Source organism: Streptomyces sp. NPDC046197 (assembly GCF_040646295.1).
Taxonomy (GTDB): Bacteria; Actinomycetota; Actinomycetes; order Streptomycetales; family Streptomycetaceae; genus Streptomyces.
In genome coordinates, this window is sequence record NZ_JBEYZY010000015.1 from 67,988 (window position 1) to 93,853 (window position 25,866).

General features: G+C 71.1%; 29 protein-coding genes. 17 read left to right on the forward strand and 12 right to left on the reverse strand.

Translation table 11 applies throughout. From position 1 onward, the window contains the following. Positions 1-210: 210 nt before the first annotated feature. From leuA to AB0A61_RS21935, 3 genes are all read left to right on the forward strand, one after another. The gene (gene leuA, locus AB0A61_RS21925; RefSeq protein ID WP_361294524.1) at positions 211-1,941 is read left to right on the forward strand and encodes a 2-isopropylmalate synthase; all 1,731 of its coding nucleotides are present in this window, start codon (positions 211-213) and stop codon (positions 1,939-1,941) included. A gap of 184 nt (positions 1,942-2,125) precedes the next feature. Further along, a complete protein-coding gene (locus tag AB0A61_RS21930) occupies positions 2,126-2,824 on the forward strand; it encodes a TerB family tellurite resistance protein (protein ID WP_361294527.1) in 699 nt (232 codons plus the stop codon). A 383-nt stretch (positions 2,825-3,207) separates the two neighbouring features. Next, positions 3,208-4,437 (forward strand): sialidase family protein, encoded by a 1,230-nt coding sequence (locus AB0A61_RS21935; protein WP_361294530.1) that lies wholly within the window; start codon positions 3,208-3,210, stop codon positions 4,435-4,437. Between the two features lie 10 nt (positions 4,438-4,447). On the opposite strand, the gene AB0A61_RS21940 is transcribed toward AB0A61_RS21935, so the two are convergent. Genes AB0A61_RS21940 through AB0A61_RS21950 form a run of 3 tightly spaced genes read right to left on the reverse strand, consistent with a single transcriptional unit; the run spans position 4,448 to position 6,536 of the window. Further along, complete coding sequence (locus AB0A61_RS21940; protein WP_361294533.1) at positions 4,448-5,431, reverse strand: dihydrodipicolinate synthase family protein; 984 nt, start codon at positions 5,429-5,431, stop codon at positions 4,448-4,450. After that, positions 5,431-5,721, reverse strand: coding sequence for a DUF397 domain-containing protein (locus AB0A61_RS21945; protein WP_361294536.1), 291 nt, complete (start codon positions 5,719-5,721; stop codon positions 5,431-5,433). The genes AB0A61_RS21940 and AB0A61_RS21945 overlap by 1 nt, the downstream gene beginning before the upstream one ends. Continuing rightward, a complete protein-coding gene (locus AB0A61_RS21950; protein WP_361294539.1) occupies positions 5,703-6,536 on the reverse strand; it encodes a helix-turn-helix transcriptional regulator in 834 nt (277 codons plus the stop codon). The genes AB0A61_RS21945 and AB0A61_RS21950 overlap by 19 nt, the downstream gene beginning before the upstream one ends. A 139-nt stretch (positions 6,537-6,675) precedes the next feature. Here AB0A61_RS21950 and AB0A61_RS21955 point away from each other — a divergent pair, with 139 nt between their 5' ends. Next, complete coding sequence (locus AB0A61_RS21955; protein WP_361294542.1) at positions 6,676-6,891, forward strand: hypothetical protein; 216 nt, start codon at positions 6,676-6,678, stop codon at positions 6,889-6,891. Continuing rightward, positions 6,888-7,112: a hypothetical protein gene (locus tag AB0A61_RS21960; protein ID WP_361294544.1), complete on the forward strand. Its 225-nt coding sequence runs from the start codon at positions 6,888-6,890 to the stop codon at positions 7,110-7,112. Before AB0A61_RS21955 ends, AB0A61_RS21960 begins: the two co-directional genes overlap by 4 nt. A 17-nt stretch (positions 7,113-7,129) precedes the next feature. Here AB0A61_RS21960 and AB0A61_RS21965 read toward each other — a convergent pair whose 3' ends face one another. Together AB0A61_RS21965 and AB0A61_RS21970 are read right to left on the reverse strand one after the other, a co-directional pair. Then, positions 7,130-7,963, reverse strand: a complete 834-nt coding sequence (locus AB0A61_RS21965) for an ABC transporter permease (protein WP_361294547.1) — start codon at positions 7,961-7,963, stop codon at positions 7,130-7,132. After that, the gene (locus tag AB0A61_RS21970) at positions 7,960-8,874 is read right to left on the reverse strand and encodes an ATP-binding cassette domain-containing protein (RefSeq protein WP_361294549.1); all 915 of its coding nucleotides are present in this window, start codon (positions 8,872-8,874) and stop codon (positions 7,960-7,962) included. The genes AB0A61_RS21965 and AB0A61_RS21970 overlap by 4 nt, the downstream gene beginning before the upstream one ends. A gap of 134 nt (positions 8,875-9,008) precedes the next feature. Between AB0A61_RS21970 and AB0A61_RS21975 the strand changes: the two genes are divergently transcribed. Further along, positions 9,009-10,214, forward strand: coding sequence for a sensor histidine kinase (locus AB0A61_RS21975; RefSeq protein ID WP_361294552.1), 1,206 nt, complete (start codon positions 9,009-9,011; stop codon positions 10,212-10,214). Beyond that, on the forward strand, positions 10,211-10,864 hold the full coding sequence (locus AB0A61_RS21980) for a response regulator transcription factor (RefSeq protein WP_361294555.1): 654 nt from the start codon (positions 10,211-10,213) through the stop codon (positions 10,862-10,864). The genes AB0A61_RS21975 and AB0A61_RS21980 overlap by 4 nt, the downstream gene beginning before the upstream one ends. A gap of 207 nt (positions 10,865-11,071) precedes the next feature. Here AB0A61_RS21980 and AB0A61_RS21985 read toward each other — a convergent pair whose 3' ends face one another. After that, positions 11,072-11,596, reverse strand: a complete 525-nt coding sequence (locus tag AB0A61_RS21985; RefSeq protein ID WP_361294558.1) for a MarR family transcriptional regulator — start codon at positions 11,594-11,596, stop codon at positions 11,072-11,074. A 195-nt stretch (positions 11,597-11,791) separates the two neighbouring features. Between AB0A61_RS21985 and recO the strand changes: the two genes are divergently transcribed. The 4 genes from recO (at position 11,792) to AB0A61_RS22005 (ending at position 15,450) form a co-directional block, all read left to right on the forward strand. After that, positions 11,792-12,541 carry a DNA repair protein RecO gene (recO, locus tag AB0A61_RS21990; RefSeq protein ID WP_361294561.1) on the forward strand — a complete coding sequence of 250 codons (750 nt, stop codon included), beginning with the start codon at positions 11,792-11,794 and terminating at the stop codon, positions 12,539-12,541. A gap of 26 nt (positions 12,542-12,567) precedes the next feature. Beyond that, positions 12,568-13,407 carry an isoprenyl transferase gene (locus AB0A61_RS21995; RefSeq protein WP_361294564.1) on the forward strand — a complete coding sequence of 280 codons (840 nt, stop codon included), beginning with the start codon at positions 12,568-12,570 and terminating at the stop codon, positions 13,405-13,407. Between the two features lie 76 nt (positions 13,408-13,483). Beyond that, entirely contained in the window at positions 13,484-14,875 is a 1,392-nt protein-coding gene (locus AB0A61_RS22000; protein WP_361294567.1) for a histidine-type phosphatase, read from the forward strand. A gap of 35 nt (positions 14,876-14,910) precedes the next feature. Next, positions 14,911-15,450 (forward strand): YcxB family protein, encoded by a 540-nt coding sequence (locus AB0A61_RS22005; RefSeq protein ID WP_361294570.1) that lies wholly within the window; start codon positions 14,911-14,913, stop codon positions 15,448-15,450. A gap of 22 nt (positions 15,451-15,472) precedes the next feature. On the opposite strand, the gene AB0A61_RS22010 is transcribed toward AB0A61_RS22005, so the two are convergent. The 4 genes from AB0A61_RS22010 to AB0A61_RS22025 are packed head-to-tail and all read right to left on the reverse strand — an operon-like array spanning position 15,473 to position 18,613. Next, complete coding sequence (locus tag AB0A61_RS22010; RefSeq protein ID WP_361294573.1) at positions 15,473-15,892, reverse strand: transcriptional repressor; 420 nt, start codon at positions 15,890-15,892, stop codon at positions 15,473-15,475. 59 nt (positions 15,893-15,951) lie between these two features. Then, the gene (locus AB0A61_RS22015; RefSeq protein ID WP_361294576.1) at positions 15,952-16,854 is read right to left on the reverse strand and encodes a metal ABC transporter permease; all 903 of its coding nucleotides are present in this window, start codon (positions 16,852-16,854) and stop codon (positions 15,952-15,954) included. Continuing rightward, a complete protein-coding gene (locus AB0A61_RS22020; protein ID WP_361294579.1) occupies positions 16,854-17,639 on the reverse strand; it encodes a metal ABC transporter ATP-binding protein in 786 nt (261 codons plus the stop codon). Before AB0A61_RS22020 ends, AB0A61_RS22015 begins: the two co-directional genes overlap by 1 nt. Before the next feature lie 17 nt (positions 17,640-17,656). Then, positions 17,657-18,613, reverse strand: coding sequence for a zinc ABC transporter substrate-binding protein (locus AB0A61_RS22025; protein ID WP_361294582.1), 957 nt, complete (start codon positions 18,611-18,613; stop codon positions 17,657-17,659). Between the two features lie 171 nt (positions 18,614-18,784). Between AB0A61_RS22025 and AB0A61_RS22030 the strand changes: the two genes are divergently transcribed. The 3 genes from AB0A61_RS22030 to AB0A61_RS22040 all read left to right on the forward strand — a co-directional run bounded on the left by AB0A61_RS22030 (position 18,785) and on the right by AB0A61_RS22040 (position 21,977). Next, positions 18,785-20,167 carry a glycine--tRNA ligase gene (locus AB0A61_RS22030; RefSeq protein WP_361294585.1) on the forward strand — a complete coding sequence of 461 codons (1,383 nt, stop codon included), beginning with the start codon at positions 18,785-18,787 and terminating at the stop codon, positions 20,165-20,167. Positions 20,168-20,352: 185 nt separating this feature from the next. Next, entirely contained in the window at positions 20,353-21,363 is a 1,011-nt protein-coding gene (locus AB0A61_RS22035; RefSeq protein WP_361294588.1) for an aldo/keto reductase, read from the forward strand. A gap of 26 nt (positions 21,364-21,389) precedes the next feature. Further along, positions 21,390-21,977: a TetR family transcriptional regulator gene (locus AB0A61_RS22040; RefSeq protein WP_361294591.1), complete on the forward strand. Its 588-nt coding sequence runs from the start codon at positions 21,390-21,392 to the stop codon at positions 21,975-21,977. Between the two features lie 6 nt (positions 21,978-21,983). Here the strand turns inward: AB0A61_RS22040 and AB0A61_RS22045 are convergent, their stop codons facing one another. Further along, on the reverse strand, positions 21,984-22,448 hold the full coding sequence (locus AB0A61_RS22045; RefSeq protein ID WP_361294594.1) for a hypothetical protein: 465 nt from the start codon (positions 22,446-22,448) through the stop codon (positions 21,984-21,986). Positions 22,449-22,851: 403 nt separating this feature from the next. Then, complete coding sequence (locus AB0A61_RS22050; protein WP_361294596.1) at positions 22,852-23,058, reverse strand: hypothetical protein; 207 nt, start codon at positions 23,056-23,058, stop codon at positions 22,852-22,854. 341 nt (positions 23,059-23,399) lie between these two features. Here AB0A61_RS22050 and AB0A61_RS22055 point away from each other — a divergent pair, with 341 nt between their 5' ends. The 3 genes from AB0A61_RS22055 to AB0A61_RS22065 all read left to right on the forward strand — a co-directional run bounded on the left by AB0A61_RS22055 (position 23,400) and on the right by AB0A61_RS22065 (position 25,806). Further along, positions 23,400-24,197: a thaumatin family protein gene (locus AB0A61_RS22055; protein WP_361294599.1), complete on the forward strand. Its 798-nt coding sequence runs from the start codon at positions 23,400-23,402 to the stop codon at positions 24,195-24,197. 109 nt (positions 24,198-24,306) lie between these two features. Further along, positions 24,307-25,146 carry a glycoside hydrolase family protein gene (locus tag AB0A61_RS22060; protein ID WP_361294602.1) on the forward strand — a complete coding sequence of 280 codons (840 nt, stop codon included), beginning with the start codon at positions 24,307-24,309 and terminating at the stop codon, positions 25,144-25,146. Between the two features lie 222 nt (positions 25,147-25,368). Then, positions 25,369-25,806 carry a septal ring lytic transglycosylase RlpA family protein gene (locus AB0A61_RS22065; RefSeq protein ID WP_361294605.1) on the forward strand — a complete coding sequence of 146 codons (438 nt, stop codon included), beginning with the start codon at positions 25,369-25,371 and terminating at the stop codon, positions 25,804-25,806. Positions 25,807-25,866 lie beyond the last annotated feature (60 nt).

Sequence of the window (25,866 nt, forward strand, 5' to 3'; positions counted from 1 at the left end):
CGGGGGTTTCGCATACTGGAACGGGCCCCCGTGTCGGGTGCGGCTCGGCTAGGCTGCGCAGCATCATGCATTTCGGGCTGCTTCTCCTTAGCTGCCGCGGCGAGGGCCTGTAGTCGAGGCCGACCCCCTCCCCGCGGAGTTTGGCGTTGCGCCGTCGGCCGTCCTTCCGGACCCGCGGACCCGCGGACACTTCGAGGAGCCCACGCAATCATGGCGAACCGCCAGCAGCCCAGTTCCATGCCGATCCACAAGTACGGCCGGTACGACCAGGTCGACATCCCGGACCGCACCTGGCCGGACAACCGGATCACGGTCGCTCCCCGCTGGCTCTCCACCGACCTGCGCGACGGCAACCAGGCCCTGATCGACCCCATGTCGCCCGCCCGCAAGCGCGCCATGTTCGACCTGCTGGTCAGGCTGGGCTACAAGGAGATCGAGGTCGGCTTCCCCGCCTCCGGCCAGACCGACTACGACTTCGTGCGCTCGATCATCGAGGAAGAGGGCGCGATCCCGGACGACGTGACGATCTCCGTACTGACCCAGGCCCGCGAGGACCTGATCGAGCGGACGGTGGAGTCCCTGAAGGGCGCCCGGCGCGCCAACGTCCACCTCTACAACGCCACCGCCCCCGTCTTCCGCCGGGTCGTCTTCCGCGGCTCCAAGGACGACATCAAGCAGATCGCCGTCGACGGCACCCGGCTGGTGATGGAGTACGCGGAGAAGCTGCTGGGCTCCGAGGCCGGCGAGACGGAGTTCGGCTACCAGTACAGCCCCGAGATCTTCACCGACACCGAGCTGGACTTCGCGCTGGAGGTCTGCGAGGCGGTCATGGACGTCTGGCAGCCCGGCCCGGGCCGCGAGATCATCCTCAACCTGCCCGCCACCGTGGAGCGTTCGACGCCGTCCACGCACGCGGACCGCTTCGAGTGGATGCACCGCAACCTCTCCCGCCGCGAGCACGTCTGCCTGTCCATCCACCCGCACAACGACCGCGGCACGGCCGTCGCCGCCGCCGAGCTGGCGCTGATGGCGGGCGCCGACCGCGTCGAGGGCTGCCTGTTCGGGCAGGGCGAGCGCACCGGCAACGTCGACCTGGTCACCCTGGGCATGAACCTGTTCTCGCAGGGCGTCGACCCGCAGATCGACTTCTCCGACATCGACGAGATCCGTCGTACGTGGGAGTACTGCAACCAGATGGAGGTCCACCCGCGCCACCCGTACGTGGGCGACCTGGTCTACACGTCCTTCTCCGGCTCCCACCAGGACGCCATCAAGAAGGGCTTCGACGCCATGGAGGCCGACGCCAGGGCCAAGGGCGTCACGGTCGACGACATCGAGTGGGCGGTGCCGTACCTGCCCATCGACCCCAAGGACGTCGGCCGCTCCTACGAGGCGGTCATCCGGGTCAACTCGCAGTCCGGCAAGGGCGGTGTGGCCTACGTCCTGAAGAACGACCACAAGCTGGAGCTGCCGCGCCGGATGCAGATCGAGTTCTCGAAGATCATCCAGGCGAAGACGGACGCCGAGGGCGGCGAGGTCACGCCGAAGGAGATCTGGGCGGTCTTCCAGGACGAGTACCTGCCCAACCCCGACAACGCCTGGGGCCGCATCCAGGTGCGGACCGGCCAGTCGACCACCGACACCGACGGCGTGGACACGCTCACCGTCGAGGCGACGGTCGACGGCGAGGACACCGTCCTGACCGGCACCGGCAACGGTCCGATCTCGGCCTTCTTCGACGCCCTGCAGTCCATCGGCATCGACGTACGCCTGCTCGACTACCAGGAGCACACGATGAGCGAGGGCGCCTCCGCCCAGGCCGCCTCCTACATCGAGTGCGCCATCGAGGACAAGGTGCTGTGGGGTATCGGCATCGATGCGAACACGACACGTGCGTCGCTGAAGGCGGTCGTCTCGGCGGTCAACCGCGCCGCCCGCTGACCTCCCTGACCGGCCTTTTCGGGTCCCGTCCGCCGCTCTCCGGCGGGCGGGACCCCGTCGTATACCGGCCAAGGGGCCCTGGAGGTCACGGAAAGGTCTCGTCCGGGGTGCTGACTCCGCCTCATCAATGTGGCTAACATCACGCCAGCGCGGCGACGCTGCCGCGGGGTTACGGAGGTGCGACGTGCTGCCTGGACGGGGACGAGACGGCCGTGCTGCCCCACGTGCGCGCGTACTGGGCACCCGGACCACATGGACGGCCGTCGGCGACGGCGAGTTCTTCTGCCCCGGCTGCGGCGGCGACCGCAACTACCAGCGCCTGAGCGGACGCCGGCGCTTCACCGTCCTCGGCGTGCCCCTGCTGCCCCGCGGGGTGACCGGGCCGGCCGTCGAGTGCGCCGCCTGCGGGCACCACTTCGGCACCGACGTCCTCGACCACCCCACCACCACCCGCTTCTCCGCGATGCTCCGCGACGCCGTGCACACCGTCGCCCTGGCGGTGCTGGCCGCGGGCGGCACCTGCTCCCGCACGGCGCTGGACACCGCCGCGACCACGGTCCGCGCGGCCGGGTTCGACGACTGCACCGAGGAACAGCTCGCCGCGCTGGTCGAGGCGCTGGCCGCGGACACCGGGCGCGTGCACGACGACCCGCCGTGCAGCGCGAGCCTGGCCATAGAGCTGCACGAGGCCCTCGATCCGCTGGCCCCGCACCTCGCCCCCGCCGGCCGCGAATCGATCCTCCTCCAGGCCGCCCGCATCGCCCTGGCCGACGGCCCCTACACGCCCGCCGAGCGCGAGGCCCTCGCGACCGTGGGCGCCGCCCTCACCATCTGCACCGACGACGTGACCCGCCTGCTGGCGGCGGCGCGGACGCCGTCGTAGTCACCGGGATGCCTTCGTCTGCGCCGGGACGCCGTCGTAGTCACCGGGACGCCTTCGTCTGCGCTGGGACGCCGCCGTCGGCGCTGGGACGCCTTCGTCGGCGCTGGGACGCCTTCGTCTGTGCCGGGACGCCGTCGTAGTCACCGGGACGCCGCCGTCGGCGCTGGGACGCCTTCGTCTGCGCCGGGACGCCGCCGTCGGCGCTGGGACGCCTTCGTCGGCGCTGGGACGCCTTCGTCTGTGCCGGGACGCCGTCGTAGTCACCGGTACGCCCTCGTAGTCACCGGGACCGGTGAGCGGGTGCCGGTCCGCGCGCCCGGAGCGGTGGAGCCGGAGAGCATGGGACGGACAGGTCAGTGTCCGCCACTCCGTGAGGCAGAGCGATGCCCTTCCCGAGCCGGAGCCCGTTGAGCCGCAGCCTCCTGGCCACCACCGTCCTTCTCAGCACCGTGCTTCTCACCACCGCCCTTCCCACCGCCTTCGGCGCGGTGCACGCGGCCTCGGCGGCCCCCGGCTGCGCGTCCTCCGTGCCGTACGTCTCGGGCGGGGGCGGCTACGCCACGTACCGGATCCCGGCCGCCGTCACCACCCGCCGGGGCACCGTCCTCGCCTTCGCCGAAGGACGGCAGGCCGGTGCCGGTGACACCGGGAACATCGACGTCGTCCTCAGGCGGTCCACCGACGGCGGCTGCACCTGGGGCCCGCCGCGGGTGGTCGCCGCCGGGAACGGGGACACCCGGGGCAACCCGGCGCCGGTGGTCGATCCGCGGACCGGGGCGGTGGTGCTGGTGACCTCCTACAACGGCGGCGGGGTGACCGAGGCGCAGATCATGCGCGGCGAGGTCGCGCCCCGGCAGGGCCGGCGCGTCTTCGTGCAGCGCAGCTCCGACGACGGGCGCCACTTCACGGCGCCACGCGAGATCACCGGCGCGGTGAAGCCGAGGAACTGGCGCTGGTACGCCACCGGGCCCGGGCACGCCGTGGCCCTCACCCGGGGCCCGCACGCGGGCCGGCTGGTGGTTCCGGCCGACCACTCCGCCGCCCCGCCCCGGGGTTCCCCGGACACCGGGCGGGAGGCCAGGTACTACGGCGCCCACGCGATCTACAGCGACGACGGCGGGCGCACCTGGCACCTCGGTTTCGTCGACGACACCTACGACGGCGTGGACAACGCCAACGAGTCGGCCCTCGCCCAGCTTCCCGACGGCCGCCTGTACCTCAGCGCCCGCAACCAGAACGGCAGCAGTCGCGGCAACCGTCTCGACAGCTACTCCCGCGACGGCGGCGAGACCCTGGACCGTCCCTACGCCGTCCAGGCCACCCTGGACGACGTGCCAGTGGTCGAGGGCAGCGTCCTGCAACTGCCCGGCCGTGGTGCCCCGCTGCTGTTCTGCGCGCCGTCCGTGCCCACCGCGCGCAGGGCCATGGCGCTGTGGCGCAGCACGGACGGCGGACGGACCTTCTCCAGAGCGCTCACCCTGTCACGGCGGCCCGCCGCCTACTCCGATCTCGTCCCGGTGAACCCGCAGACGGTCGGCGTCCTCTACGAGACCGGCGCGAGCGGTCCGTACGAGAGGATCGAGTTCCGGCGGCTGCCCGTGAACGGTCTCTAGTGCCGGGGCACTAGAGCAGTCCGGCAGCGGCCAGGAACTTCCCCACCTGCTCGACCTCCTCGCGCGACAGCGGGATCTGCGGTTCCGCCGTGACCGGGCAGTCGATGACGCCCCGCAGGTGCAGCGCCGCCTTGAACGCGCCCAGCGCCGAGGAGCCGGCGCCCATCCGGGCCGGGGCGCCGACGCCGACCAGGCCGAACAGGGCGCACAGGCGCTCCTGCTCGGACCGGGCGGCCTCCTGGTCGCCCGCCCGGCACAGGCGGTGAAGACGGACGTAGCCGTGCGGGTCGACGTTGGCGAGGCCGGGCACCGCCCCGTCGGCACCCAGCGCCAGGGCGGCGTCGACGACGAGTTCGGAGCCGGTCAGCACACTGAAGCCGGTGGCGCCGGGGAAGGCCCGGATGCCGGTGACGACCTCACGGAAGGCGCCCAGATCACCGCTGGAGTCCTTCAGGCCCGCCAGGACGCCCTCGGCGGCGAGCTCCAGGACCAGGCCGGCGGGGAGTTTGGTGTGCACCGACACCGGGATGTCGTAGGCGAGCACCGGAACCGGGCTGCGGGCCGCTACCGCCCGGTAGTGGCGGCTGATCTCCGCCGGGTGGGTGCGGGCGTAGAAGGGGGCGGTGACCACGACGGCCTGCGCACCGGCCGCGGTCACCGAGGCGACGTGGTCGAGGACGCGGGGCGCGCTCATGTCGATCGCCCCGGCCAGGACCGGCAGCTGTCCGGCGACATGGCCGACGACCGCGTCCACCACCTGCCGGCGCTGCCGGTCGGTCAGGAAGGCGGCCTCCGAGGTGGACCCGAGCAGGAACAGCGCGTGCACCCCGCCCGCCACCAGATGGTCGACCAGCCTGAGCAGCGAGGGGACGTCCACCTCGCGTTCCGGTGTCAGGGGGGTGCAGACGGGCGGGACGATCCCGGTGAACAGCGGTGACCGGTTCGACCGGGGGCCGCTGACGGCCCCGGGATCACTGGACGCGGGGAATGCCATCAAGGCTCCTGAAGGCGGGACGCCCCCAGGGCACCCACGAACTCGGCCCACGCGGGTCCCGCGATCACCAGCACGGCACCGTCCGGCACCTTGCTGTCCCGGACGGGCACGACGCCGGGGACTCCGTCGGCGACCTCGACGCAGCTGCCGCCGTTGCCGTCGCTGTAGCTGCTCTTGCGCCAGCGGGCGGCGCCGGGGAAGTCGTACGCGACCTCGACGCAGTCGCCGCCCTCGCCGTTGCTGTAGCTGCTCTTGTACCAGCGGGCGTTGGTCAGGTCGTACTCACGCATCGTCTGAAGTCCTCCGCCGCCGATTCGACCAGGGCCAGGGACGCCTCCGGCGACAGCGTGGCGACCCTTAGCAGATCGTATGCGCGGTACGCGCGCTTCACCACGGCCGGATCGTCCACCAGCGTTCCCGAAAACGACGTCTCTGTATAGGCGACCGGGGGCGCGTCCTCGAACTCCATGAGTTTGAGTGCCCCGTTCATGGCCGCGTGTGCCCCGGCCGCGTACGGCAGCACTGTCACCACCGCTGTGCGCTCGCGCGTCAGCCGTGTGATCCGCTCCAGTTGGGCCGCCATGGCCTGCGGGCCGCCCACCGGGATACGCAGTACGTTCTCGTGGAGGGTCACCCAGTACTCGGGCCGTGCGGCGTCGTCGAGGATCCGTGACCGTTCCAGGCGTGCGCTGACGATCTCGTCGACGTAGGCGTCCGTCTTGAACGGGTTCGCGGCGATCGTGACCGCCCGTGCGTACGCGTCCGTCTGCAACAGGCCCGGAACCACCGTCGGCGCGAACTCGCAGATTCTCGTGGCCAGCCGCTCCAGCTCCACGACGTGGGCGAAGTAATCCGCATACCGCGGATCGTCAATCAGCTTCCTGCACAGCCGCTCGAAAATACCGTCGGTTTGCAGTACGACGTCGATTCGCTGGGCCACGTCCAACTGCGGTTTCCTGATCGCCTGTTCGAACTGGCCGATATAGCCGCCGGAGACGAAGACCCGCGCCCCCAGCTCCACCTGCGTCAGCGCCGCGTCCTCCCGTCGCCGCTTGAGTTCCGCGCCGAAGAACTCCCACGCCGCCTGGCGTGAACCGTTGGCCATCGCCAACCCCCTTGTGCTGCCCCGTGCTTGTAGGGCCCGAGCCCCTTCCGGAGTGTAGGGGCGGAGCGTCACCTTGGGGCTGCGAAGCGTGAACACTTCGCCGAATCGGAGAAATCGCAGAAAGGGAAGGAAGCGAACAGTGGCAGCACGGAACCCGGTCCACTCGGCGGTCTGCGTCGAGGAGGCGGAGGAAATCCTCGTCGATTTGCGGACCGCACTCGAAAAGGCCGGAATCACCCTGCCCTCGCTGCGGCTGGACCCGGCGGGGCTCGCCCGCGAGGCTCCCTGTCCGCTCGTCGAGCTGGGGCGCTGCTCCGTGGAGACGGCCGCCCGGCTCGCCGCGGTCCTGCGATGAGCGCGGTCCGGCCGCCCCTGGGCTCGTACGCCGTGGACACCGCGACGGGCCGGGTCGGGGTCGTCATGGGGCGCGAGGGGCCGTACGTACAGTTGCGGCCCCTCGGCGGCGGCCGCGAGTGGGACTGTGCGCCGGAGCTGGTGCGGGCCGCGACCCCGGCCGAGCGGCTCAGCGCGGCCACGGCGTACGCCAACGCCCGCAGCCGCGGTGAGGTGCCGTGAGCGGCGCTGAGCGTCCCTCACACGTCCCGCCGGTCCACGGCGACCACCGTGACGGCTGCCGCCACCACCGCCCACGCGCCGAACACGAGCCAGCCGCCGGTCACGGTCGTCGGCCAGCGTGGCACCAGCGTGAAGGGGTCGTGGCCGTACTCGATGTCGACGAGGCGGACCCAGGCGTTGAAGGGCAGGGCGTTCCTGAGGCAGGCCGTCCAGTGGTAGCGGTCGGTGACGAAGGTGGGTAGGAACAGCAGGACGAACGTGATGAGGACCATGGTGGTCGCGCTGTGCCGGATCAGCGCGCCCAGCGCCATGCCGACCAGCGCGCACACCGGAGCGAGGAGCGCCGACGCCGCGACCACGCGCAGCGCGCCGGGGTGGGAGATCGGCACACCCTGGCCCCGGCCGTCGAGGACGGCCTGTGTCGCGGCGAAGGAGGCGCCCGCGACTACCGCCCCGTACACCGTCATGACGGCGGTCACGACGAGCACCTTCGCGGTCATCAGCGCCCGCCGGTCCGGGACGGCCGCGAACGTCGTACGGATCAGGCCGGTCGAGTACTCCCCGACGATCGTGATCGCGCCGATGCTGGCCGTGACGAGCAGCATCGTCATGGCCGCGCCTTGGGTGAAGGCGTCGCGCAGCGCCCAGGAGACGAAGTGGGTCTGGATGACCGCGCCGTAGTGCGGGTAGTTGGCGTAGTCGGCGCGGGCCGCGTTGGTGTTGAGGGCGATGACGGCTAGGGCGCCGGCGCCGAGCGCCCAGTAAGTGGAGCGCAGGGAGCGGAGCTTGAGCCACTCGGCGGCCAGCAGGTCCGTGAAGCGGGTGGCGGGCAGGGCGACGGTCGTGGTCATCGGGGCTCTCCGGCGAGGTACTCGACGCTGTCGGCGGTCAGTTCCATGAAGGCCGTCTCCAGGGAGGCGGCCTCGGTGGCCAGCTCCCGCAGCAGCAGGCGGTGTGCGAAGGCGATCTCGCCGACCCGGTCGGAGCTGAGCCCCGTGACCTTCAGCGTCTGCTCGTCGTACGGGGCCACGGCCGCTCCCTCGGCGCTCAGCAGGTCGGCGAGCGCGGCCGCGTCGGGCGACCGTACGGTCACGGTGGGCCGGGTGCCGCGCGCGGCGAACTCGGCGAGGCTCTCGGCCGCTATCAGCTCGCCCCGGCCGATGACGATCAACTCGTCGGCGGTGTGCTCCATCTCGGACATCAGGTGGCTGGAGACGAAGACGGTGCGGCCCTCGGCGGCCAGCTTCCTGAAGAGCCGCCGCACCCACAACACGCCCTCCGGATCGAGCCCGTTGAGCGGTTCGTCGAAGAGCAGGACCGGTGGGTCGCCGAGCAGCGCGGCGGCGATCCCCAGGCGCTGCCTCATGCCGAGTGAGTACCCGCCGACCCGGCGCCGGGCCGCGGCACCGGCGAGCCCCACCTCGGTCAGGACCTCGTCCACCCGGCGGGCCGCGATGCCGTTGCCGCGGGCCAGCGCCCCCAGATGCGCCCGCGCGGAACGGCCGCCGTGCACGTCCCCGGCGTCGAGGAGGGCACCGACGTGGTGCAGCGCGCGCGGATGCCGGCGGACGGCGTGGCCGCCCACGGTCGCGGTGCCGGCGGTCGGTTCGACGAGGCCGAGCAGCATCCGCAGGGTGGTGGTCTTGCCCGCGCCGTTCGGGCCGAGGAAGCCGGTGACCCGGCCGGGGCGTACGGTGAAGGACAGCTCGTTGACGGCGGTGGTGTCGCCGTAGCGCTTGGTGAGTTGGTTGACTTCGATCACGAGGACCACGGTCGCGCGGCCGGCCGTCGCGGGGCATCGGGCCGCCGCTGACATTCGCCGCGGGCCACAGTCGACCGTGGTTGTACGTCCGCGGTCCGATGACCGCCGCCGGGCCCCGCACCTACGATCACGGCATGCCCGCCACGTCGCCGCTGCCCCTGCTCAAACGCGTGCCGTCGAGCGCGTGGATCGCGCTGGTCTGGTGCGCGAGCACGCTGTTCACGCTCCTGACCACGTTCCGGCTGCCCGGCGAGACGGAGCCGCAGAACTGGCCGGCGGCCCAGCTGTACCGCTGGGACGGCCTGCTGTTCCACGCGGTGGCGGCCGCGTTGGTGCTTGCGGGCGCTCGGCTGCTGCACCGGCGGCCGCTGGCCTGCCTCACCCTGCTGATCCTGGCCTCGGTCGTCGAGACGACCACGCTCGGCGTGGGCGAACTGCCGATGGCGCAGTACCTCACGACCGTTCTGGCGCTGTACTTCATCGCGGCCACCCGGCCGCGCCGCACCGCGACCGCCGCCCTGGCCATGGGGGTCGGCACGCTGGTCGCGTACATCGCGGGGCGGATGCTGTGCCGGTGGGACGTCGGCATGTCGGCCGAGCTGGCCGTGGCCCTGGTGACGGTGATCGGCTGGCTGCTCGGCAACTCCGCGCACCAGGCCCGCGAGCACGCCGAGCGGATGAGCGCGCGGACGGCGGCGCAGGCGGTGACGGCCGAACGGCTGCGCATCGCCCGGGAGATGCACGACACGGTGGCCCACAGCATCGGCATCATCGCCCTCCAGGCGGGCGCCGCGGCCCGGGTGGCGGCGACCCAGCCGCAGGCGGCGCGCGAGGCGATGCGCGCGGTGGAGACGACGGGCCGGGAGACGCTGGCGGGGCTGCGGCGGATGCTGGTGGTGCTGCGGGCGGCCGACGCCGGCCACGGGGACGGCGCGGACCCGGCCGTGTGGCCCGCCGGTCTGGACGACGTCGACCGGCTGGCCGCCGCGACGACGGCGGCGGGCGTGCGCGTGGAGGTGAGACGCCGTGGCGTGCCGCGCCAACTGCCCCCGGACATCGACCTGTCGGCGTTCCGTATCGTCCAGGAGTCGGTCACCAACGTGGTACGGCACTCGGGTACGGACGCGTGCCGGGTGACCGTGGACTACGGCGACGACGAACTCGCCCTGGAGATCATGGACGAGGGCCGGGGCCACGGCACGTCGACGGACACGGGGTTCGGCCTCGCCGGGATGCGTGAGCGGGTGGCGCTGCTGCACGGGGACTTCACCGCCGCGCCCCGTCCGGAGGGCGGCTTCCGGGTGGCGGCACGGCTGCCGGTACCGGCGGGTGTCCGGTGACGGTCCGGGTGGTCCTCGCCGACGACCAGCAGCTGATCCGTACCGCCCTGCGCATGGTGATGGCCGACATCGAGGGGCTGGAGGTGGTCGGCGAGGCGGCCACCGGCGCGCAGGCCGTGTCCCTGACCGAGGAACTGCGCCCGGACGTGGTGGTGATGGACATCCGGATGCCCGGCATGGACGGCCTGGAGGCGACGCGCCGGATCACCCGGGGCACGACGGACGCGCGCACGGTGGTCCTGACGACCTTCGACGACGACGAGTACGTGTACGGGGCGCTGCGCGCGGGCGCGTCCGGGTTCCTGGTCAAGGACATGGCGCTGGACGACATCATCGGGGCGGTACGGGTGGTGGCCGCCGGGGACGCCCTGATCGCCCCGAGCGTCACCCGCCGCCTGATCCAGGACTTCGCCGGCCGCCCCGGACCGGCCCGGCCGCGCCGCGAGCTGTCCGGGATCACGGACCGGGAACGCGAGGTCCTGACCCTGGTCGGCAGCGGTCTGTCCAATGCGGAGATAGCCGCCGAGCTGTGCATCAGCGTGGCGACCGCGAAGACGTACCTGACCCGCCTGCTGACCAAGCTGGACGCACGGGACCGCGTCCAGCTGGTGATCATGGCGTACGAGGCGGGGCTGGTGTCGGCCGGCTAGGGGGTGTCGTTTGGATCAGCGCGGATCAGGCCGCGGCGCGTGGTGCGGTGCATCGCAAGGCGGAGCATGACCCGCGTACTGGACGTACTCGGGTGACGCGACGACGCGGCGAGGTGCCGTGCCAGGCGTGGCGGACCCGCGGTGATCCAAACGACACCCCCTGGCGGCCCGGCTCACCGCCGGCCGCGGCCGCGTGCTGCGCCCGGCTCACCGGCGGCCGCGGCCCCGTGCTTCGCCCGGCTCACCGCCGTCGCGGCCGCGTGCCGGTGCCATGGCCTCGATCCGGGCGCGGTGGCGCTCCTGCAGGGCCCGGCCGCGGCGCAGGTAGTCCAGGATCGTGGCGAGCTCCTCGGCGGTGTAGGAGGCGGTCTCGGCGGCGCCCTCCTCGGCGATGGGCCCGTAGATCTCCCAGGCCAGACGGGCCGCCTCCGGTGTGATGCGGACCTGTGTCCGGCGCCGGTCGTCGGGGTCGGGCGTCCGGGTCAGGTAGCCGAGGCGCTCCAGGCGGTCGAGCATGGCGGTGACGCTGCCGGTGGTGAGGCCCAGCGCGCCGCCGAGCCTGCTCGGGGCCACGCTTTCCTGCCCGAGCAGGATCTCCAGGCACCGCAGGTCGGTCCGGTTGACGCCGAGGCGCACGGCGGCGGCCTCGTCCACCGCGTCGACCGCGGCCTGGTACCCCTGCGACTCCTCGCCGAGCCGGGCGCGCAGCTCTTCCAGAGATTCCCTTGGCATTCAAGTACCTCGACTAGCAAGCTAAAACCGTCTCGACTGTCAAGTTGGTCGAGCGTCGAGAGAAGTCTTTCAGAGGACCCGGGTGTCCACCAGGGGAGACGGCATGACGAAGTGGGCTCTGGTCATCGGCGGCGGTATCGCCGGCGCGGGGACACCCGGCCCGGAGCCGGGGCGTCGTAGGCGAGAATGGGCGTCATGAGTCTGTTCCGCGACGACGGCATCGTGCTGCGCACCCAGAAGCTGGGTGAGGCGGACCGGATCATCACGCTGCTCACACGCGGCCACGGCAGGGTCCGGGCTGTGGCGCGCGGGGTGCGGCGGACCAAGTCGAAGTTCGGGGCGCGGCTGGAGCCGTTCTCGCACGTCGACGTGCAGTTCTTCGCCCGGGGCAGCGACCTGGTCGGCCGCGGGCTGCCGCTGTGCACGCAGAGCGAGACCATCGCCCCCTACGGCGGCGGGATCGTCGCGGACTACGCGCGGTACACCGCCGGGACCGCCATGCTGGAGACGGCCGAGCGCTTCACCGACCACGAGGGCGAACCGGCGGTGCAGCAGTACCTGCTGCTCGTCGGGGGCCTGCGCACCCTCGCCCGCGGCGAGCACGCACCGCACCTGGTGCTCGACGCCTTCCTGCTGCGGTCGCTGGCCGTCAACGGCTACGCGCCGAGCTTCAGCGACTGCGCCAGGTGCGGCATGCCCGGGCCGAACCGGTTCTTCTCGGTGGCCTCCGGAGGCTCCGTCTGCGCCGACTGCCGGGTGCCCGGCAGCGTCGTACCCTCGCCGCAGGCCCTGGAACTGCTCGGCGCGCTGCTCACGGGAGACTGGGAGACCGCGGACGCGTGCGAGCCGCGGTACGTCCGGGAGGGCAGCGGGCTGGTGTCCGCCTACCTGCACTGGCATCTGGAGCGCGGGCTGCGCTCCCTGCGGTACGTAGAGAAGTCCTGAAACAAGCACGAGGAGACGACAAGCAGATGGCCGTACGCGGATTCCTGGGACGCCAGCGCCGCGAGTACCGGGCGCCCGAGCCGCACCCCTCCGGTGCCCGAGCGCCCAAGCTTCCGGGCGAACTCGTCCCCAACCACGTCGCGATCGTCATGGACGGCAACGGCCGCTGGGCCAAGGAGCGCGGGCTGCCCCGCACCGAGGGACACAAGGTCGGCGCCGAGCGCGTGCTGGACGTGCTGCAGGGCGCGATCGAGATCGGCGTCAAGAGCATCTCCCTGTACGCCTTCTCCACCGAGAACTGGAAGCGCTCGCCCGACGAGGTGCGCTTTCTGATGAACTTCAACCGCGACTTCATCCGCAAGACCCGCGACCAGCTCGACGAACTCGGCATCCGTGTGCGCTGGGTGGGCCGCATGCCCAGGCTGTGGAAGTCGGTCGCCAAGGAGCTCCAGGTCGCCCAGGAGCAGACCAAGGGCAACGACCGGCTCACCCTGTACTTCTGCATGAACTACGGCGGACGGGCCGAGCTCGCCGACGCGGCCAAGGCCATGGCCGAGGACGTCAGGGCGGGACGACTGGACCCGGCCAAGGTCACCGAGAAGACCATCCAGAAGTACCTGTACTACCCGGACATGCCGGATGTGGACCTCTTCCTGCGGCCGAGCGGCGAACAGCGCACCTCCAACTACCTGATCTGGCAGAGCGCCTACGCCGAGATGGTCTTCCAGGACGTGCTGTGGCCCGACTTCGACCGGCGCGACCTGTGGCGGGCCTGCATCGAATTCGCCTCCCGCGACCGGCGGTTCGGCGGCGCCGTGCCGAACGAGGAGCTGCTGGGCATGGAGGGCCACGAGGCCACCTCGTAGTCACCGGGCGTTCACAACGGCCGCCGACGATGCGGGAGTTCCGCTCCGGTCTCCCGCATCGACGAAACGGTCCGACATGAGACGTCTCACCCCCGCCCTGGTCCTCGGCCTCTGTGCACTGCTGGCCACCCCGTTGACCGCCTCGGCGGACGAGGGGACCACCGGCCACGGAGGCCACGGAGGCCACGGAGACTACGGAGACTACGAGAGCTACGGCACCAAGTCCCCCTACGCGCCCGGGCAGAACCCCCGCACCTACCAGCGGCCCCCGGCCGGCTACGTCCCCGTCTTCACCGAGAACGTCTCCCGGCACGGGTCGCGGGCGGCGACCGGCGGCGACGACGGCGCCCTGATCCTCCGGCTGTGGGACAAGGCCGAGGCGGACGGAGAGCTCACGCCGCTCGGTGAGGAGTTCGGCCCCGACGTGCGGGCGCTCGAGGCCGCCATGGGCAAGGTCGGATACGGCGCTCTCAGCGGGCGCGGAAAGGACGAGCTTCGGGCCACCGCCGTCCGTCTCGAGCAGCGGCTGCCCGGGCTGTTCCGCACCGTCGCCGCGAACGGCGAGGGCATCGACGTCGTCAGCTCCGGCCAGGAGCGCGCCGTCGACAGCGGGACCGTCTTCACCACCGCCCTGACCGACTCCTACCCGGCGCTCAAGCCGCTGGTCGGCCCCGCCCGCGTCGACAAGGACCTGCTGTACTTCCACAAGTCGGCGGGCGGCGCCGCCTATCGGAAGTGGCTCGCCACCGACCGGCGGCTGGCGGACACCGTCAAGGCGGTGACCGACCAGCCGGCCACCCACCGCGCCGCCCGGCGTGTCCTCGGCAGGCTCTTCGCGCCCGCCTTCGTGCAGCGCGTCGCCGACGGGGAGTTCGCGTCGGTCACGGACGACATCGGCGCCGCGCAGGCCGTCTACAACCTCTACGCCATCGCCCCCGCCATGAGCGAGGAGAGCCCGGACGGCGAGGGCCGGCACTTCGAGCGGTACCTAGCCCCGCGCGACGCCGCCTGGTTCGGGTACCTGAGCGACGCCGAGGACTTCTACGAGAAGGGCCCGAGCTTCGCGGACAGCGACATCACCTACCGCATGGCCGACGTCCTCCTCGACGACTTCTTCAAGCAGGCCGAGGCCAAGCGGGACGGCACCAGCACGCTGGGCGCCGAGCTGCGCTTCACCCACGCCGAGGAGATCATCCCGCTGGCCGCCCTGATGCGGCTGCCGGGCAGCACGCGCCCGGCGACGCCCGGGGAGCCCTACACCCACGCCGGCAATCCCTGGCGCGGCGCGCGTGTCGCCCCGCTCGGCGCCAACATCCAGTGGGACGTCTTCCGCAACGGCGACCGCTACCTCGTACGCATGCTCTACAACGAGAAGGAGACCGCGTTCAAGGCCGGTTGCCGCCCGATCACCAGGAACAGCGCCTTCTACGACCTCGACGAGCTGGAGCGCTGCTTCGGGCGCGCGTGATCGACTCCCGGTCACGCACTGTACGATCCCGCCTCATGGTCATGGGCATGAACATGGGGCGGGATGCCGTACCGGAGACGGTCGGGCTGGAGTACCGGCCGACCGCAAAGGACTTCACATCGGCGCTGCGGGAACGGCGGCGGTTCAGCAGGGCGGGGCGCAGGGGCTACTGGGCGATAGGCGCGATGTTCGCCCTGACCGCCGTGCAGGCCGCCACCACGCTGACCGGCGGGAAGACGGACTGGTTCCTGCTGATCTGGCCGGCCCTCACCGCGGTGATGCTGCTGTTCATGCCTCAGTTGCAGGGGCGCGCGGTGCAGCGCATCGCCGCGCGCAACGGTGTCTTCCGGGTGGTCGTGGCCGAGGCCGGGCTGACGGTGAGCGCCGACAACAGCTCCAGCACGATCAACTGGGCGGCGCAGCCCCGCTATCGGGAGACCCGCGAGCTGTTCGTCATGTACAGCGACGACAAGAACGCCACCTGCTTCACCGTGCTGCCCAAGCGTGGCCTGACCGGCCCCGCCGACGTGGACCGGCTGCGCGCGATCCTCGACCGCAACCTGACCCGGCTCTGATCCGCCGGACAGGCCTGCTCGCTCAGCTCTTCTCGGTCCCCGCGCAGTCCGCGCAGGTGCCGAAGATTTCCACCGTGTGGGCGACATTGACGTATCCGTGCTCCGCGGCGATCGCCTCGGCCCACTTCTCCACGGCCGGCCCCTCGACCTCCACGGCCTTGCCGCAGACCCGGCAGACCAGGTGGTGGTGGTGCTCGCCGGTCGAGCAGCGGCGGTAGACCGACTCGCCCTCGGAGGTGCGCAGGACGTCGACCTCACCGGCCTCGGCGAGGGACTGCAGGGTGCGGTAGACCGTGGTGAGTCCGACCGTGTCACCCTTGTGCTTGAGCATGTCGTGCAGTTCCTGGGCGCTGCGGAACTCGTCGACCTCGTCCAGGGCCGCCGCCACAGCGGCACGCTGCCGGGTGGCGCGGCCCTTCACGGGCGGTCCAGCGGTCGTCACCGGTTGCCTCCTCATGTCTGCACCTGCCGGGCCATTGTGCCAGCCCGGGCTGCGCGCGGTCAGACGCCGGCCTCGTCGGCGACCCCCCGAGTGGCTGGAATCGCGCACTCCGCCGGGTCCCCGGCGGGCTGTGCCGCGGCGAGCGCCCGGGCGCGGCGCCGGGCCAGCGGAGCGGCCAGGGCCGTCAGGACGACGAACGCGGCGATGGTCAGCAGCACGATCGTCGCGCCGGGCGGCACGTCCTGGTAGTACGAGGTGATCGTGCCGCCGATCGTCACGCTCACGCCGATCGCGACGGCGATCGCGAACGTGGCCGCGAAGCTGCGGCTGAGCTGCTGGGCCGCCGCCACCGGGACCACCATGAGCGCCGAGACCAGCAGCAGTCCGACCACCCGCATCGCCACGGTCACCGTCACCGCCGCCGTGATCGCCGTCAGCAGGTTCAGGGCGCGCACCGGGAGACCCGTCACCCGCGCGAACTCCTCGTCCTGGCTGACCGCGAACAGCTGACGGCGCAGGCCCAGCGTCACGAGGACCACGAAGGCCGCCAGCAGGCAGATCGCCAGGACGTCCGACTGCGAGACCGTCGACAGGGAGCCGAAGAGGTACGAGGTCAGGTTCGCGTTGGAGCCGCCGGGCGCGAGGTTGATGAACATCACGCCGCCAGCCATGCCGCCGTAGAAGAGCATCGCGAGGGCGATGTCGCCGCGGGTGCGGCCGTACCAGCGGATCAGCTCCATCAGCACCGAACCGACGACGGAGACGGCCGTCGCCATCCACACCGGGGAGGTGGAGAGCAGGAAGCCGAGGCCGACACCCGTCATGGCCACATGACCGATGCCGTCGCCCATCAGGGCCTGGCGGCGCTGCACCAGGTAGATGCCGACGGCGGGGGCGGTGATGCCGACCAGGACGGCCGCGAGGAGCGCCCGCTGCATGAAGGCGTAGTTCAGGAAGTCCATCAGCTCAGCAGTCCCGTGCGGATCGGTTCGGCGCCCGTGGCGTCGTGCGGGTGTACGTGGTCGTGGCCGGGCAGGGCATGCTGGCCAACCGCCTTGGGGGGCGGGCCGTCGTGCAGCACGCAGCCGTCGCGGAGCACCACCGCCCGGTCGATCAGGGGCTCCAGCGGGCCCAGTTCGTGCAGCACCAGCAGGACCGTGGTGCCCTGGGAGACCTGTTCCGCGAGCGTCCGGGCCAGTACCTCCTGGCTGGCCAGGTCGACGCCGGCCATCGGCTCGTCCATGATCAGCAGCTCGGGTCCGGCGGCGAGCGCGCGGGCGATCAGCACCCGCTGGTGCTGTCCGCCGGAGAGGGCGTCGACCGGGTCCTTCGCCCGGTCCGCCATGCCGACCAGCTCCAGGGCGTGCCGCACGGCGGCGTGGTCGGCGCTGCGGAAGACGCCGAAGCGGGTCCGGGACAGGCGGCCCGAGGAGACGATCTCGGTCACCGTCGCCGGTACGCCGGACGCGGCGGTGGTGCGCTGCGGGACGTACCCGATCCGCGCCCAGTCGCGAAAGCGGCGCTGCGGGGTGCCGAACACCTCGATCCGGCCGGCGCTGACGGGCACCTGGCCGATGACGCTGCGCACGGCCGTCGACTTTCCCGAGCCGTTGGCGCCGAGCAGCGCGACGACCTCACCGCGGTGCACCGTGAGGTCGATGCCGCGCAGCACGGGGCGCGAGCCCAGCTCGGCGCGGACACCGCGTAGGGATATGACCGGCTCGCCCTTGGCGTCCATGGCGTCCATGACGTCCTCCGTAATGATCACTTGGCGTCCAGGGCCGTCTGCAGGGCCTTGAGGTTGGACTCCATCACCTGGAAGTAGTCGCTGCCGCGGGACTTGGAGGTGATGCCCTCGATGGGGTCGAGGACGTCCGTCCTCAGGTTCGCGTCCCTGGCGACGGTCTTCGCGGTCTTGTCGCTGACGAGCGTCTCGTAGAACACGGTGGTGACGCCGTCGGCCTTCGCCATCGTCTCCAGGTCCCGCACCCGGGCCGCGCTGGGCTCGGAGTCGGGGTCGAGGCCGTTGATGGCCTCCTCGGTCAGGCCGTAGCGCTCGGCGAGGTAGCCGAAGGCGGCGTGGGTGGTGACGAAGACCTTGCTCCCGGTGTGCTTCAGCCCGGTCGCGTACCGGGTGTTGAGGTCGTCGAGCTGCTTGACCAGGGCCGCGGTGTTCTTCCGGTAGTCGGCCGCGTGGTCCGGGTCCGCCTTCTCGAAGGCCTTGCCCACTCCCTGGGCGACCTGGGCGTAGCGCACCGGGTCCAGCCAGATGTGCGGGTCCTTGCCGCCGGACTCCTCGCCCTGGTGGGTGTCGTGTGCGGCGGCGTGGCCGCCGACCTCGTTGCCGTGCTCCTCCAGGGAGGTCAGGGTGGCGGCGTCGATCTTCGTCCCGATGCCGGACTGGGCGACGGCGTCGTCGACGGAGGGCTGCAGGTTCTTGAGGTAGAGCACCGCGTCGGACTCCTGGAGCTGCGCGGTCTGCCGGGCGCTGATCTCCAGGTCGTGCGGTTCCTGGCCGGGCTGGGTGAGACTGGTGACGTGGACGTGGCTTCCGCCGATCCGCTCGGCGAGGAAGGCCATCGGGTAGAACGACGCGACGACATCGAACCTGTCCGTATTGCCCGCCGCGGCGGTGGGGGAGCAGCCGGAGAGGGCTCCGAGGCCGAGCGCGGTGGCCGCCGCTGCCGCGGCCCCGGACATGAGGCGTCGCCGTATGTTCATGACTGTCATTTTCAACAAAGATGGAAACCGTTGTCAACAAGCCTTGTCAGGGGCCCGCGGAGGTCCCCAGGTGGAACCGATTTGATTGAGGGGGAGCACCCGCCGGTACCCTGAAGCATTCGCTCTGAAGCGTCTCGCTTCGTCGCCCGTCGTCGTAATGAAGAGAGCACCGTGGCCGCCGACAAGATCGACACCATCGTCAGCCTGAGCAAGCGCCGTGGCTTCGTATTCCCCTGCAGTGAGATCTACGGCGGCCAGCGCGCCGCCTGGGACTACGGGCCTCTGGGTGTCGAGCTCAAGGAGAACCTCAAGCGCCAGTGGTGGCGCTACATGGTGACGTCGCGCGAGGACGTGGTCGGTCTCGACTCGTCCGTGATCCTGGCCCCCGAGGTCTGGGTCGCCTCCGGCCACGTCGCCACCTTCACGGATCCGCTCACCGAGTGCACCTCCTGTCACAAGCGGTTCCGCGCCGACCACCTGGAGGAGGCGTACGAGGCCAAGCACGGCCGCCTCCCCGAGAACGGTCTCGCCGACATCAACTGCCCGAACTGCGGCAACAAGGGCCAGTTCACCGAGCCCAAGCAGTTCTCCGGCCTGCTGTCCACCCACCTCGGCCCGACGCAGGACTCCGGCTCCGTCGCCTACCTGCGCCCGGAGACCGCCCAGGGCATCTTCACCAACTTCGCCCAGGTGCAGACCACCTCGCGCCGCAAGCCGCCGTTCGGCATCGCGCAGATGGGCAAGTCGTTCCGCAACGAGATCACGCCGGGCAACTTCATCTTCCGCACCCGCGAGTTCGAGCAGATGGAGATGGAGTTCTTCGTCAAGCCGGGCGAGGACGAGAAGTGGCACGAGTACTGGATGGAGCAGCGCTGGAACTGGTACACCGGCCTGGGTCTCCGTGAGGAGAACATGCGCTGGTACGAGCACCCCAAGGAGAAGCTCTCCCACTACTCCAAGCGCACCGCCGACATCGAGTACCGCTTCAACTTCGGCGGCAACGAGTGGGGCGAGCTGGAGGGCGTCGCCAACCGCACCGACTACGACCTCTCCTCCCACGCCAAGGCCTCCGGCCAGGACCTCTCCTACTTCGACCAGGAGGCCGGCGAGCGCTGGACGCCGTTCGTCATCGAGCCCGCGGCCGGTGTCGGCCGGGCGATGCTCGCCTTCCTCCTCGACGCCTACGTCGAGGACGAGGCGCCGAACGCCAAGGGCAAGATGGAGAAGCGCACGGTGCTGCGCCTGGACCACCGCCTGGCCCCGGTGAAGGTCGCGGTGCTCCCGCTCTCCCGCAACCCGGAGCTGTCCCCGAAGGCCAAGGGCCTCGCGCAGACCCTGCGCCAGCACTGGAACATCGAGTTCGACGACGCCGGCGCCATCGGCCGCCGTTACCGCCGCCAGGACGAGATCGGCACGCCGTACTGCGTCACGGTCGACTTCGACACGCTGGAGGACAACGCGGTCACCGTCCGCGAGCGGGACTCCATGAAGCAGGAGCGCGTGTCGCTGGACCAGATCGAGGGGTACCTCGCAGGCCGTCTGCTGGGCTGCTGACCTCCGCGGCGCCCCAGCCGTTTTCGCCCACCCACCCGCTCGGATCCCCGGGCCGGTGGGTGGGCGTTTTGCGTGCACAGCTGGTTGATGTCGCCGCAGTGACAGAGCGGGAACGGCAGACAACGGATGACAAATGACAGCTGACAGATATTGAAATCTGTCAGCTGTCATGGCAGGGTGAAGGCATGACGATGCGAACCCGAACCCTCGGAACCGCCGGCCCCCGGGTCTCCGCCCTGGGCCTCGGCTGCATGGGCATGTCCGCGCTCTACGGCGACGCCGACCGCGCCGAGTCCATCGCGACCGTCCACGCCGCCCTGGAAGCGGGCGTCACCCTGCTGGACACCGGCGACTTCTACGCCATGGGGCACAACGAGATGCTGATCGGCGAGGCCCTGCGCACCGCACCGGCCGCCCGCCGCGAACAGGCGCTGACCAGCGTGAAGTTCGGCGCCCTGCGCGACCCGGAGGGCAACTGGAGCGGCTACGACGGCCGCCCGGCCGCCGTGAAGAACTTCGCCGCCTACTCCCTCCAGCGCCTCGGCGTCGACCACATCGACGTCTACCGCATCGCCCGCCTCGACCCGGAGGTGCCGATCGAGGACACCGTCGGCGCGATCGCCGAACTGATCGAGAAGGGGTACGTCCGGCACGTCGGCCTCAGCGAGGTCGGCGCCGAGACCATCCGCCGGGCCGCCGCCACCGCCCCGGTCGCCGACCTGCAGATCGAGTACTCGCTCATCTCCCGCGGCATCGAGCAGGAGATCCTGTCCACCACCCGCGAGCTGGGCATCGGCATCACCGCGTACGGCGTGCTCTCCCGAGGACTGATCTCCGGCCACTTCTCCCGCGACCGGCAGCTGGCCGCGACCGACTTCCGTGCCCACTCGCCCCGCTTCCAGGGGGAGAACCTCCGGCACAACCTGAGCCTGGTCGAGGCCCTGCGCAAGATCGCCGAACAGAAGGGCGTCACGGTCGCGCAGATCGCCATCGCCTGGGTGCTCGCCCGGGGTGAGGACATCGTGCCGCTGGTCGGCGCCCGCACCCGGGAGCGGCTCACGGAGGCGCTCGGCGCGCTCGACGTGGTGCTGGACGAGGGCGACCTGGCGGCGATCGAGCAGGCCGTGCCGGCGGATGCGGCCGCGGGCGAGCGCTACCCCGAGGCGCAGATGGCACACCTCGACAGCGAACGCTGATCGGGGTGCCGGGTACGGTCTAGGGCATGTCACCGACCCCCGAGACCCTGACCGCCGATCGCATCCTTGAGGCGACCGAGGAGGTACTGCGCCGTCACGGTCCGGCGAAGGCCACCGTGGTGGACGTGGCCCGCGCGCTCGGCGTCAGTCACGGCAGCGTCTACCGGCACTTCCGTACGAAGGCGGCTCTGCGCGAGGCGGTGACGAAAAGGTGGCTGGACCGGACCTCCACGGCCCTGTCCGGCATCGCGGCCGAGGAGCGTGACCCGCAGGCGCGCCTGCGGGACTGGCTCGGCGCGCTGTTCGAGGCCAAGCGACGCAAGGCGGGCGACGACCCCGAGCTGTTCGCCACGTACTCGGTTCTGGCCGACGAGAACGGCGCGGCGGTCGGCGAGCACATCGCCGACCTGACGGACCAGCTGACCCGGATCGTCCGGGCGGGCGCCGACGCCGGCGTCTTCGTCGCGCCGGATCCGGCGGCCACGGCCCGTGCCCTCTTCCATGCCACCGGCCGCTTCCACGACCCGTGCTACGCGCGGGAGTGGAAGCGGCCGGGGATCGAGGAGGAGTTCAGGTCAGTCGTCGAACTCCTGCTGCGAGGACTGCGGGCCTAGGCCCGTTCAGCTCACCCGTACGTTGAACGACGGGGAGTGGACGTTGCCGGCGGCCACCCGCAGCTGCTCCAGGCCCTTGTTGTTGAGCTTGGCCTTGAGCACGTAGGTGCCGTTCTTGGTGACGGTGGTGCTCGCCTGCAGCGTGGTCCACTTGCTGTTCTTCAGGTGCTGGACCACCAGCTTGGTCCCGGGCTTCAGGTCCTTGACCTTTCCGGTGATCACCACGGTGTTCCCGACCCGTACGGCCTTGTGGTTGGGCTTGGCGGTGATCGAGCCCATCATCATGGACGGCGTGCGGCTCGGCGTCCTGGTGGGCTTCATGGTCGGCATGCCCGTGTGCGTCCTGGTGGGCGTCGGGCTCGGCGTGCCGGTGGCGGCAACGGCCCCGGCCGATCCGGCCGACAGCAGGGCGGCGGACAGGGCGCCGGCGGCGAGTGCGCGGGCGCGGCGGCTCCGGTCAGTGGACGTCATCTCGAACTCCCGTTGGTCGACGGATTCCCCCACGCGTCACCAAGCCGTTCCGTTGGGTGACCGCGTGACTCCAGGCTGTCCCCTCTCCCGGTGCGCGGCATGTCGACACGGGCACAAAAGCTACCAAAAGGGCACATTGCTTTCGTAAAGTCGCAGGTGGGGCAGGGGTGGCGACCGTGCGTCTCTTACCTCACTCTTACCTTTGGTCCCACTGGGCAGGTCCTCGACGGTGATCGACTGCCACTCGGCCACGCCTTCGGTACGATCCGGCCGTCCTCCACCGGCATCGGCATCCCCGCGGCCGTGATCGGCTTGGTGGTCGAGACGATACGGAAGGTGGAGTCCTGGGCCATGGGGGCGCTGCCGTCGGTGGGCACCGAGCCCACTCGGGCCGCCGTACCGATCAGGCCGCCGTCGGGTCCACCGTCGCCTGATGCGCCTCGGCGAGGTGCTCCTCGGCCTTCAGCCAGGGCAGGAACTGCGCCCCCCGGCGCCAGCCGCACGTCTCGCATCTGATCGTGCGCTGCACCCCCGTGCGCCGCACCCGTACGACGTGCTCCCGTCCGTGCTGGTCCCAGCGGCTGACCTTGCTCGTGTCGATCTGCGGCATGACGCCCTCCGGCGGTCCGCGAAGTCCGGAACGTGCTGTGTGATCGTGCAGCAAGGAGTGTGCAGCAAGGAGTGTGCAGCAAGACCAACATCAACAGGAGTTTTCCTCGCGCCGAGTTGGCCAACCTGTGGCCGCGCGGCCGGGTGGCCGGAAACCACGCGACAACTGGTCCGGACCATTGACAGGTCACGGTCGAGCTGACTGTCATAGGGAGCCGCCAGTCCTGTGAGCGCTCTCAGGGGTTTCTTCGGGGACGGATTGTCGTGAACTCAACAATCGAGAGGCCCGACAGCGTCGCCGTGCCTCGTCCGGCCCCCATCGCGTCATCCGACGGAGGAGTCGTGCGCAAGATCCTGACCACCCTGGCCGCCGCCGCGGCCGCCGCCCTGGTGTTGCTCGCGCCCCAGGCCGGGACGAGACCGGCCGACGGCGCCCCGGGTCCGCGCACGGCGGTGCCGGCCGCGGTCGCGGCGTTCGACCACACCGTCACGTTCGTCAACCGGACGGGACGGAAGGTGTGGGTGGGCAGTGACGTCAACGCAGACGGATCGCGGCAGTTCACCACCCTGCCGATCCTGGAGCCGGGACAGTCGGCCACGGTCACCATCCCCGAGACGGCGGCACCCGGCCACTGGCGCGGCAAGTTCTTCGCCCGTATGGGATGCACCGGAACGCCGGGCAGCACCTTCCACTGCGCACTGGGCGACTGCGGCGTGTTCGCCGACCACTGCGCGCCGAACACCGGCGAACAGCCCGTCAGTCTCGCGGAGTTCAACTTCGATCCGCACGACGGCCTGGCTCCCTGGTACGACGTCAGCTACGTGAACGCGTTCTCGGTGCCCATCACCATCACGCCCGCCGCCGTGACCCCCGGCAGCGGCGGCTGCGCCGTGATGGGCTGCACGCAGAACCTGCTGCCGAAGTGCCCCGCCGCCAACCTGACGCGATGGCCGGACGGCACGCCGATGCTGTGCGCCAACCCCAACCGCGACGCCAGGACCGCCTACAGCGACATGATCGCCGCGAACTGCCCCAAGGCGTACGGCTGGTCACGGCAGGACCAGGAGCCGGGCAACCAGGTGATGCAGCAGTGCACCCGGTGCCGTGGCTTCACGGTCGAGTTCCACCCCGGCGCGTGACCGGCTCTCCCCGGCGCGTGACCGGCTCTCCCCGGCGCGTGACCGGCTGCACGACGGCCGCGACGCCGCACACCCGACGACACATCCACGAACAGGAAGGAGAAAGGCCGTGCGCCGATTACGGGTTCTCGCCGTACTGCTCGCGGCGCTGACCCTGCTGTGGGCCGGTCCGCAGGCCGGCGCGTCCACCACCGCGAGCGGTGCGTCGGCCGACGCGGTGTGGAAGAAGGGCGTCAGCGCCTGGGACTTCCCCGGGGTCACCGACGCGCTCAAGGACTCCCGGTCCGGCTGGTTCTACACCTGGGCCTCGGACACACAGCGGATCAGCCCCCCGCCCGGCGTCGAGTTCGTCCCCATGATCTGGGGGCCGGGCTCCGTGACCGACGCGGAACTGAACCGGGCCCGGCAACAGGGCAGCACCCTGCTGGGGTTCAACGAGCCCGACATGGCCGGGCAGTCGAACATGACCGTGCAGCAGGCCCTCGACCTGTGGCCCCGGTTGCAGTCGACCGGTCTGCGGATGGGCGCCCCGGCGGTGGCCACCGGCGCGAACGTCCCCGGCGGCTGGCTCGACCGCTTCCTGCAGGGCGCCGCCGCCCGCCACTACAAGGTCGACTTCGTCCCACTGCACTGGTACGGCGCGGACTTCGACGCCACGAACGCCACCAACCAGCTGCGGACCTGCCTCCAGGCCACCTACGACCGCTACCACAAGCCGATCTGGCTCACCGAGTACGCGCTGATCGACTTCTCCTCGGGCACACCGCGGTATCCGACGCAGGCCCAACAGGCCGCCTTCGTACGGCAGTCGACCGCGATGCTCCAAGGACTGCCGTTCGTCGAGCGCTACGCCTGGTTCACGCTCTCCACCAGCCGCGGCGACGGCACCGGTCTCTACACCGGTCCGAACGCCACACAGGTCGGCGCCGCCTACCGCGCGGCCGGCTGAGCGAGGCCGACCACCCCTCGCGCCGCCGCTTCCCCCTTCGTTCCTTCCTCCCTTCCTCCCTTCCTCCCTTCCTCCCATCCCCCTTCTGTCCCTTTCCGTCGCTTCCTTTTGCTTCCTTCCGCTTTCTTCGGCGTTCTTCGGCGTTCTTCCGCGATCTTCGGCCTTCTTCCGCGTGCTTCCACTTCCCGTTCGTACGACGACACCTGAGAGAGGCAAACACCAATGAGTCGTGCCACAGCGCTCGTCCGGCCGGCAACCGCGGCCGCCGCACTCTGCGCGGTGCTGGCTTTGGCGCCCACGAGTGTGGCGGCGCCCGCGGGCACTGCCCGCCCGGCTGCCGACACGTGCTGGGCGACGCACTACGGCCCCCAGCCCCCCGGCGCCCTGACCGCCAGCGGTGAACTCTTCGACAACAACGCGAACACCGCGGCCACCTCCCTGACCCGGAACCCCCAACTGCCGTTCGGTACCAAGGTGAAGGTGACCAACGTCGTCAACGGCCGGTCGCTGGTCGTGCGCATCAACGACCGTGGCACCTTCCAGCAGACCCCCCAGGTACCCAAGTGCCTCGACCTGACCGACGGGGCCTTCGACCGGCTCGGCGGCGTCCTCAACCCCGACCAGGGCCACATCGTGGTCACCCAGCAGGTGGTCGGCTGACGAAGGAGACTGTGGGCAGCGCTCCTTGACGCTGCCTCGGCTGGACGGTCGGCTGCCCCG

What these genes read in the sequence shown, in the direction of transcription:
- leuA (WP_361294524.1), top strand. Translation starts at nt 211, where the DNA reads ATGGCGAACCGCCAGCAGCCCAGTTCCATGCCGATCCACAAGTACGGC.
- AB0A61_RS21935 (WP_361294530.1), top strand. Translation starts at nt 3,208, where the DNA reads ATGCCCTTCCCGAGCCGGAGCCCGTTGAGCCGCAGCCTCCTGGCCACC.
- AB0A61_RS21940 (WP_361294533.1), bottom strand. Translation starts at nt 5,431, where the DNA reads ATGGCATTCCCCGCGTCCAGTGATCCCGGGGCCGTCAGCGGCCCCCGG.
- AB0A61_RS21945 (WP_361294536.1), bottom strand. Translation starts at nt 5,721, where the DNA reads ATGCGTGAGTACGACCTGACCAACGCCCGCTGGTACAAGAGCAGCTAC.
- AB0A61_RS21950 (WP_361294539.1), bottom strand. Translation starts at nt 6,536, where the DNA reads ATGGCCAACGGTTCACGCCAGGCGGCGTGGGAGTTCTTCGGCGCGGAA.
- AB0A61_RS21960 (WP_361294544.1), top strand. Translation starts at nt 6,888, where the DNA reads ATGAGCGCGGTCCGGCCGCCCCTGGGCTCGTACGCCGTGGACACCGCG.
- AB0A61_RS21965 (WP_361294547.1), bottom strand. Translation starts at nt 7,963, where the DNA reads ATGACCACGACCGTCGCCCTGCCCGCCACCCGCTTCACGGACCTGCTG.
- AB0A61_RS21975 (WP_361294552.1), top strand. Translation starts at nt 9,009, where the DNA reads ATGCCCGCCACGTCGCCGCTGCCCCTGCTCAAACGCGTGCCGTCGAGC.
- AB0A61_RS21985 (WP_361294558.1), bottom strand. Translation starts at nt 11,596, where the DNA reads ATGCCAAGGGAATCTCTGGAAGAGCTGCGCGCCCGGCTCGGCGAGGAG.
- recO (WP_361294561.1), top strand. Translation starts at nt 11,792, where the DNA reads ATGAGTCTGTTCCGCGACGACGGCATCGTGCTGCGCACCCAGAAGCTG.
- AB0A61_RS21995 (WP_361294564.1), top strand. Translation starts at nt 12,568, where the DNA reads ATGGCCGTACGCGGATTCCTGGGACGCCAGCGCCGCGAGTACCGGGCG.
- AB0A61_RS22000 (WP_361294567.1), top strand. Translation starts at nt 13,484, where the DNA reads ATGAGACGTCTCACCCCCGCCCTGGTCCTCGGCCTCTGTGCACTGCTG.
- AB0A61_RS22005 (WP_361294570.1), top strand. Translation starts at nt 14,911, where the DNA reads ATGGTCATGGGCATGAACATGGGGCGGGATGCCGTACCGGAGACGGTC.
- AB0A61_RS22015 (WP_361294576.1), bottom strand. Translation starts at nt 16,854, where the DNA reads ATGGACTTCCTGAACTACGCCTTCATGCAGCGGGCGCTCCTCGCGGCC.
- AB0A61_RS22020 (WP_361294579.1), bottom strand. Translation starts at nt 17,639, where the DNA reads ATGGACGCCATGGACGCCAAGGGCGAGCCGGTCATATCCCTACGCGGT.
- AB0A61_RS22025 (WP_361294582.1), bottom strand. Translation starts at nt 18,613, where the DNA reads ATGAACATACGGCGACGCCTCATGTCCGGGGCCGCGGCAGCGGCGGCC.
- AB0A61_RS22035 (WP_361294588.1), top strand. Translation starts at nt 20,353, where the DNA reads ATGACGATGCGAACCCGAACCCTCGGAACCGCCGGCCCCCGGGTCTCC.
- AB0A61_RS22040 (WP_361294591.1), top strand. Translation starts at nt 21,390, where the DNA reads ATGTCACCGACCCCCGAGACCCTGACCGCCGATCGCATCCTTGAGGCG.
- AB0A61_RS22045 (WP_361294594.1), bottom strand. Translation starts at nt 22,448, where the DNA reads ATGACGTCCACTGACCGGAGCCGCCGCGCCCGCGCACTCGCCGCCGGC.
- AB0A61_RS22050 (WP_361294596.1), bottom strand. Translation starts at nt 23,058, where the DNA reads ATGCCGCAGATCGACACGAGCAAGGTCAGCCGCTGGGACCAGCACGGA.
- AB0A61_RS22065 (WP_361294605.1), top strand. Translation starts at nt 25,369, where the DNA reads ATGAGTCGTGCCACAGCGCTCGTCCGGCCGGCAACCGCGGCCGCCGCA.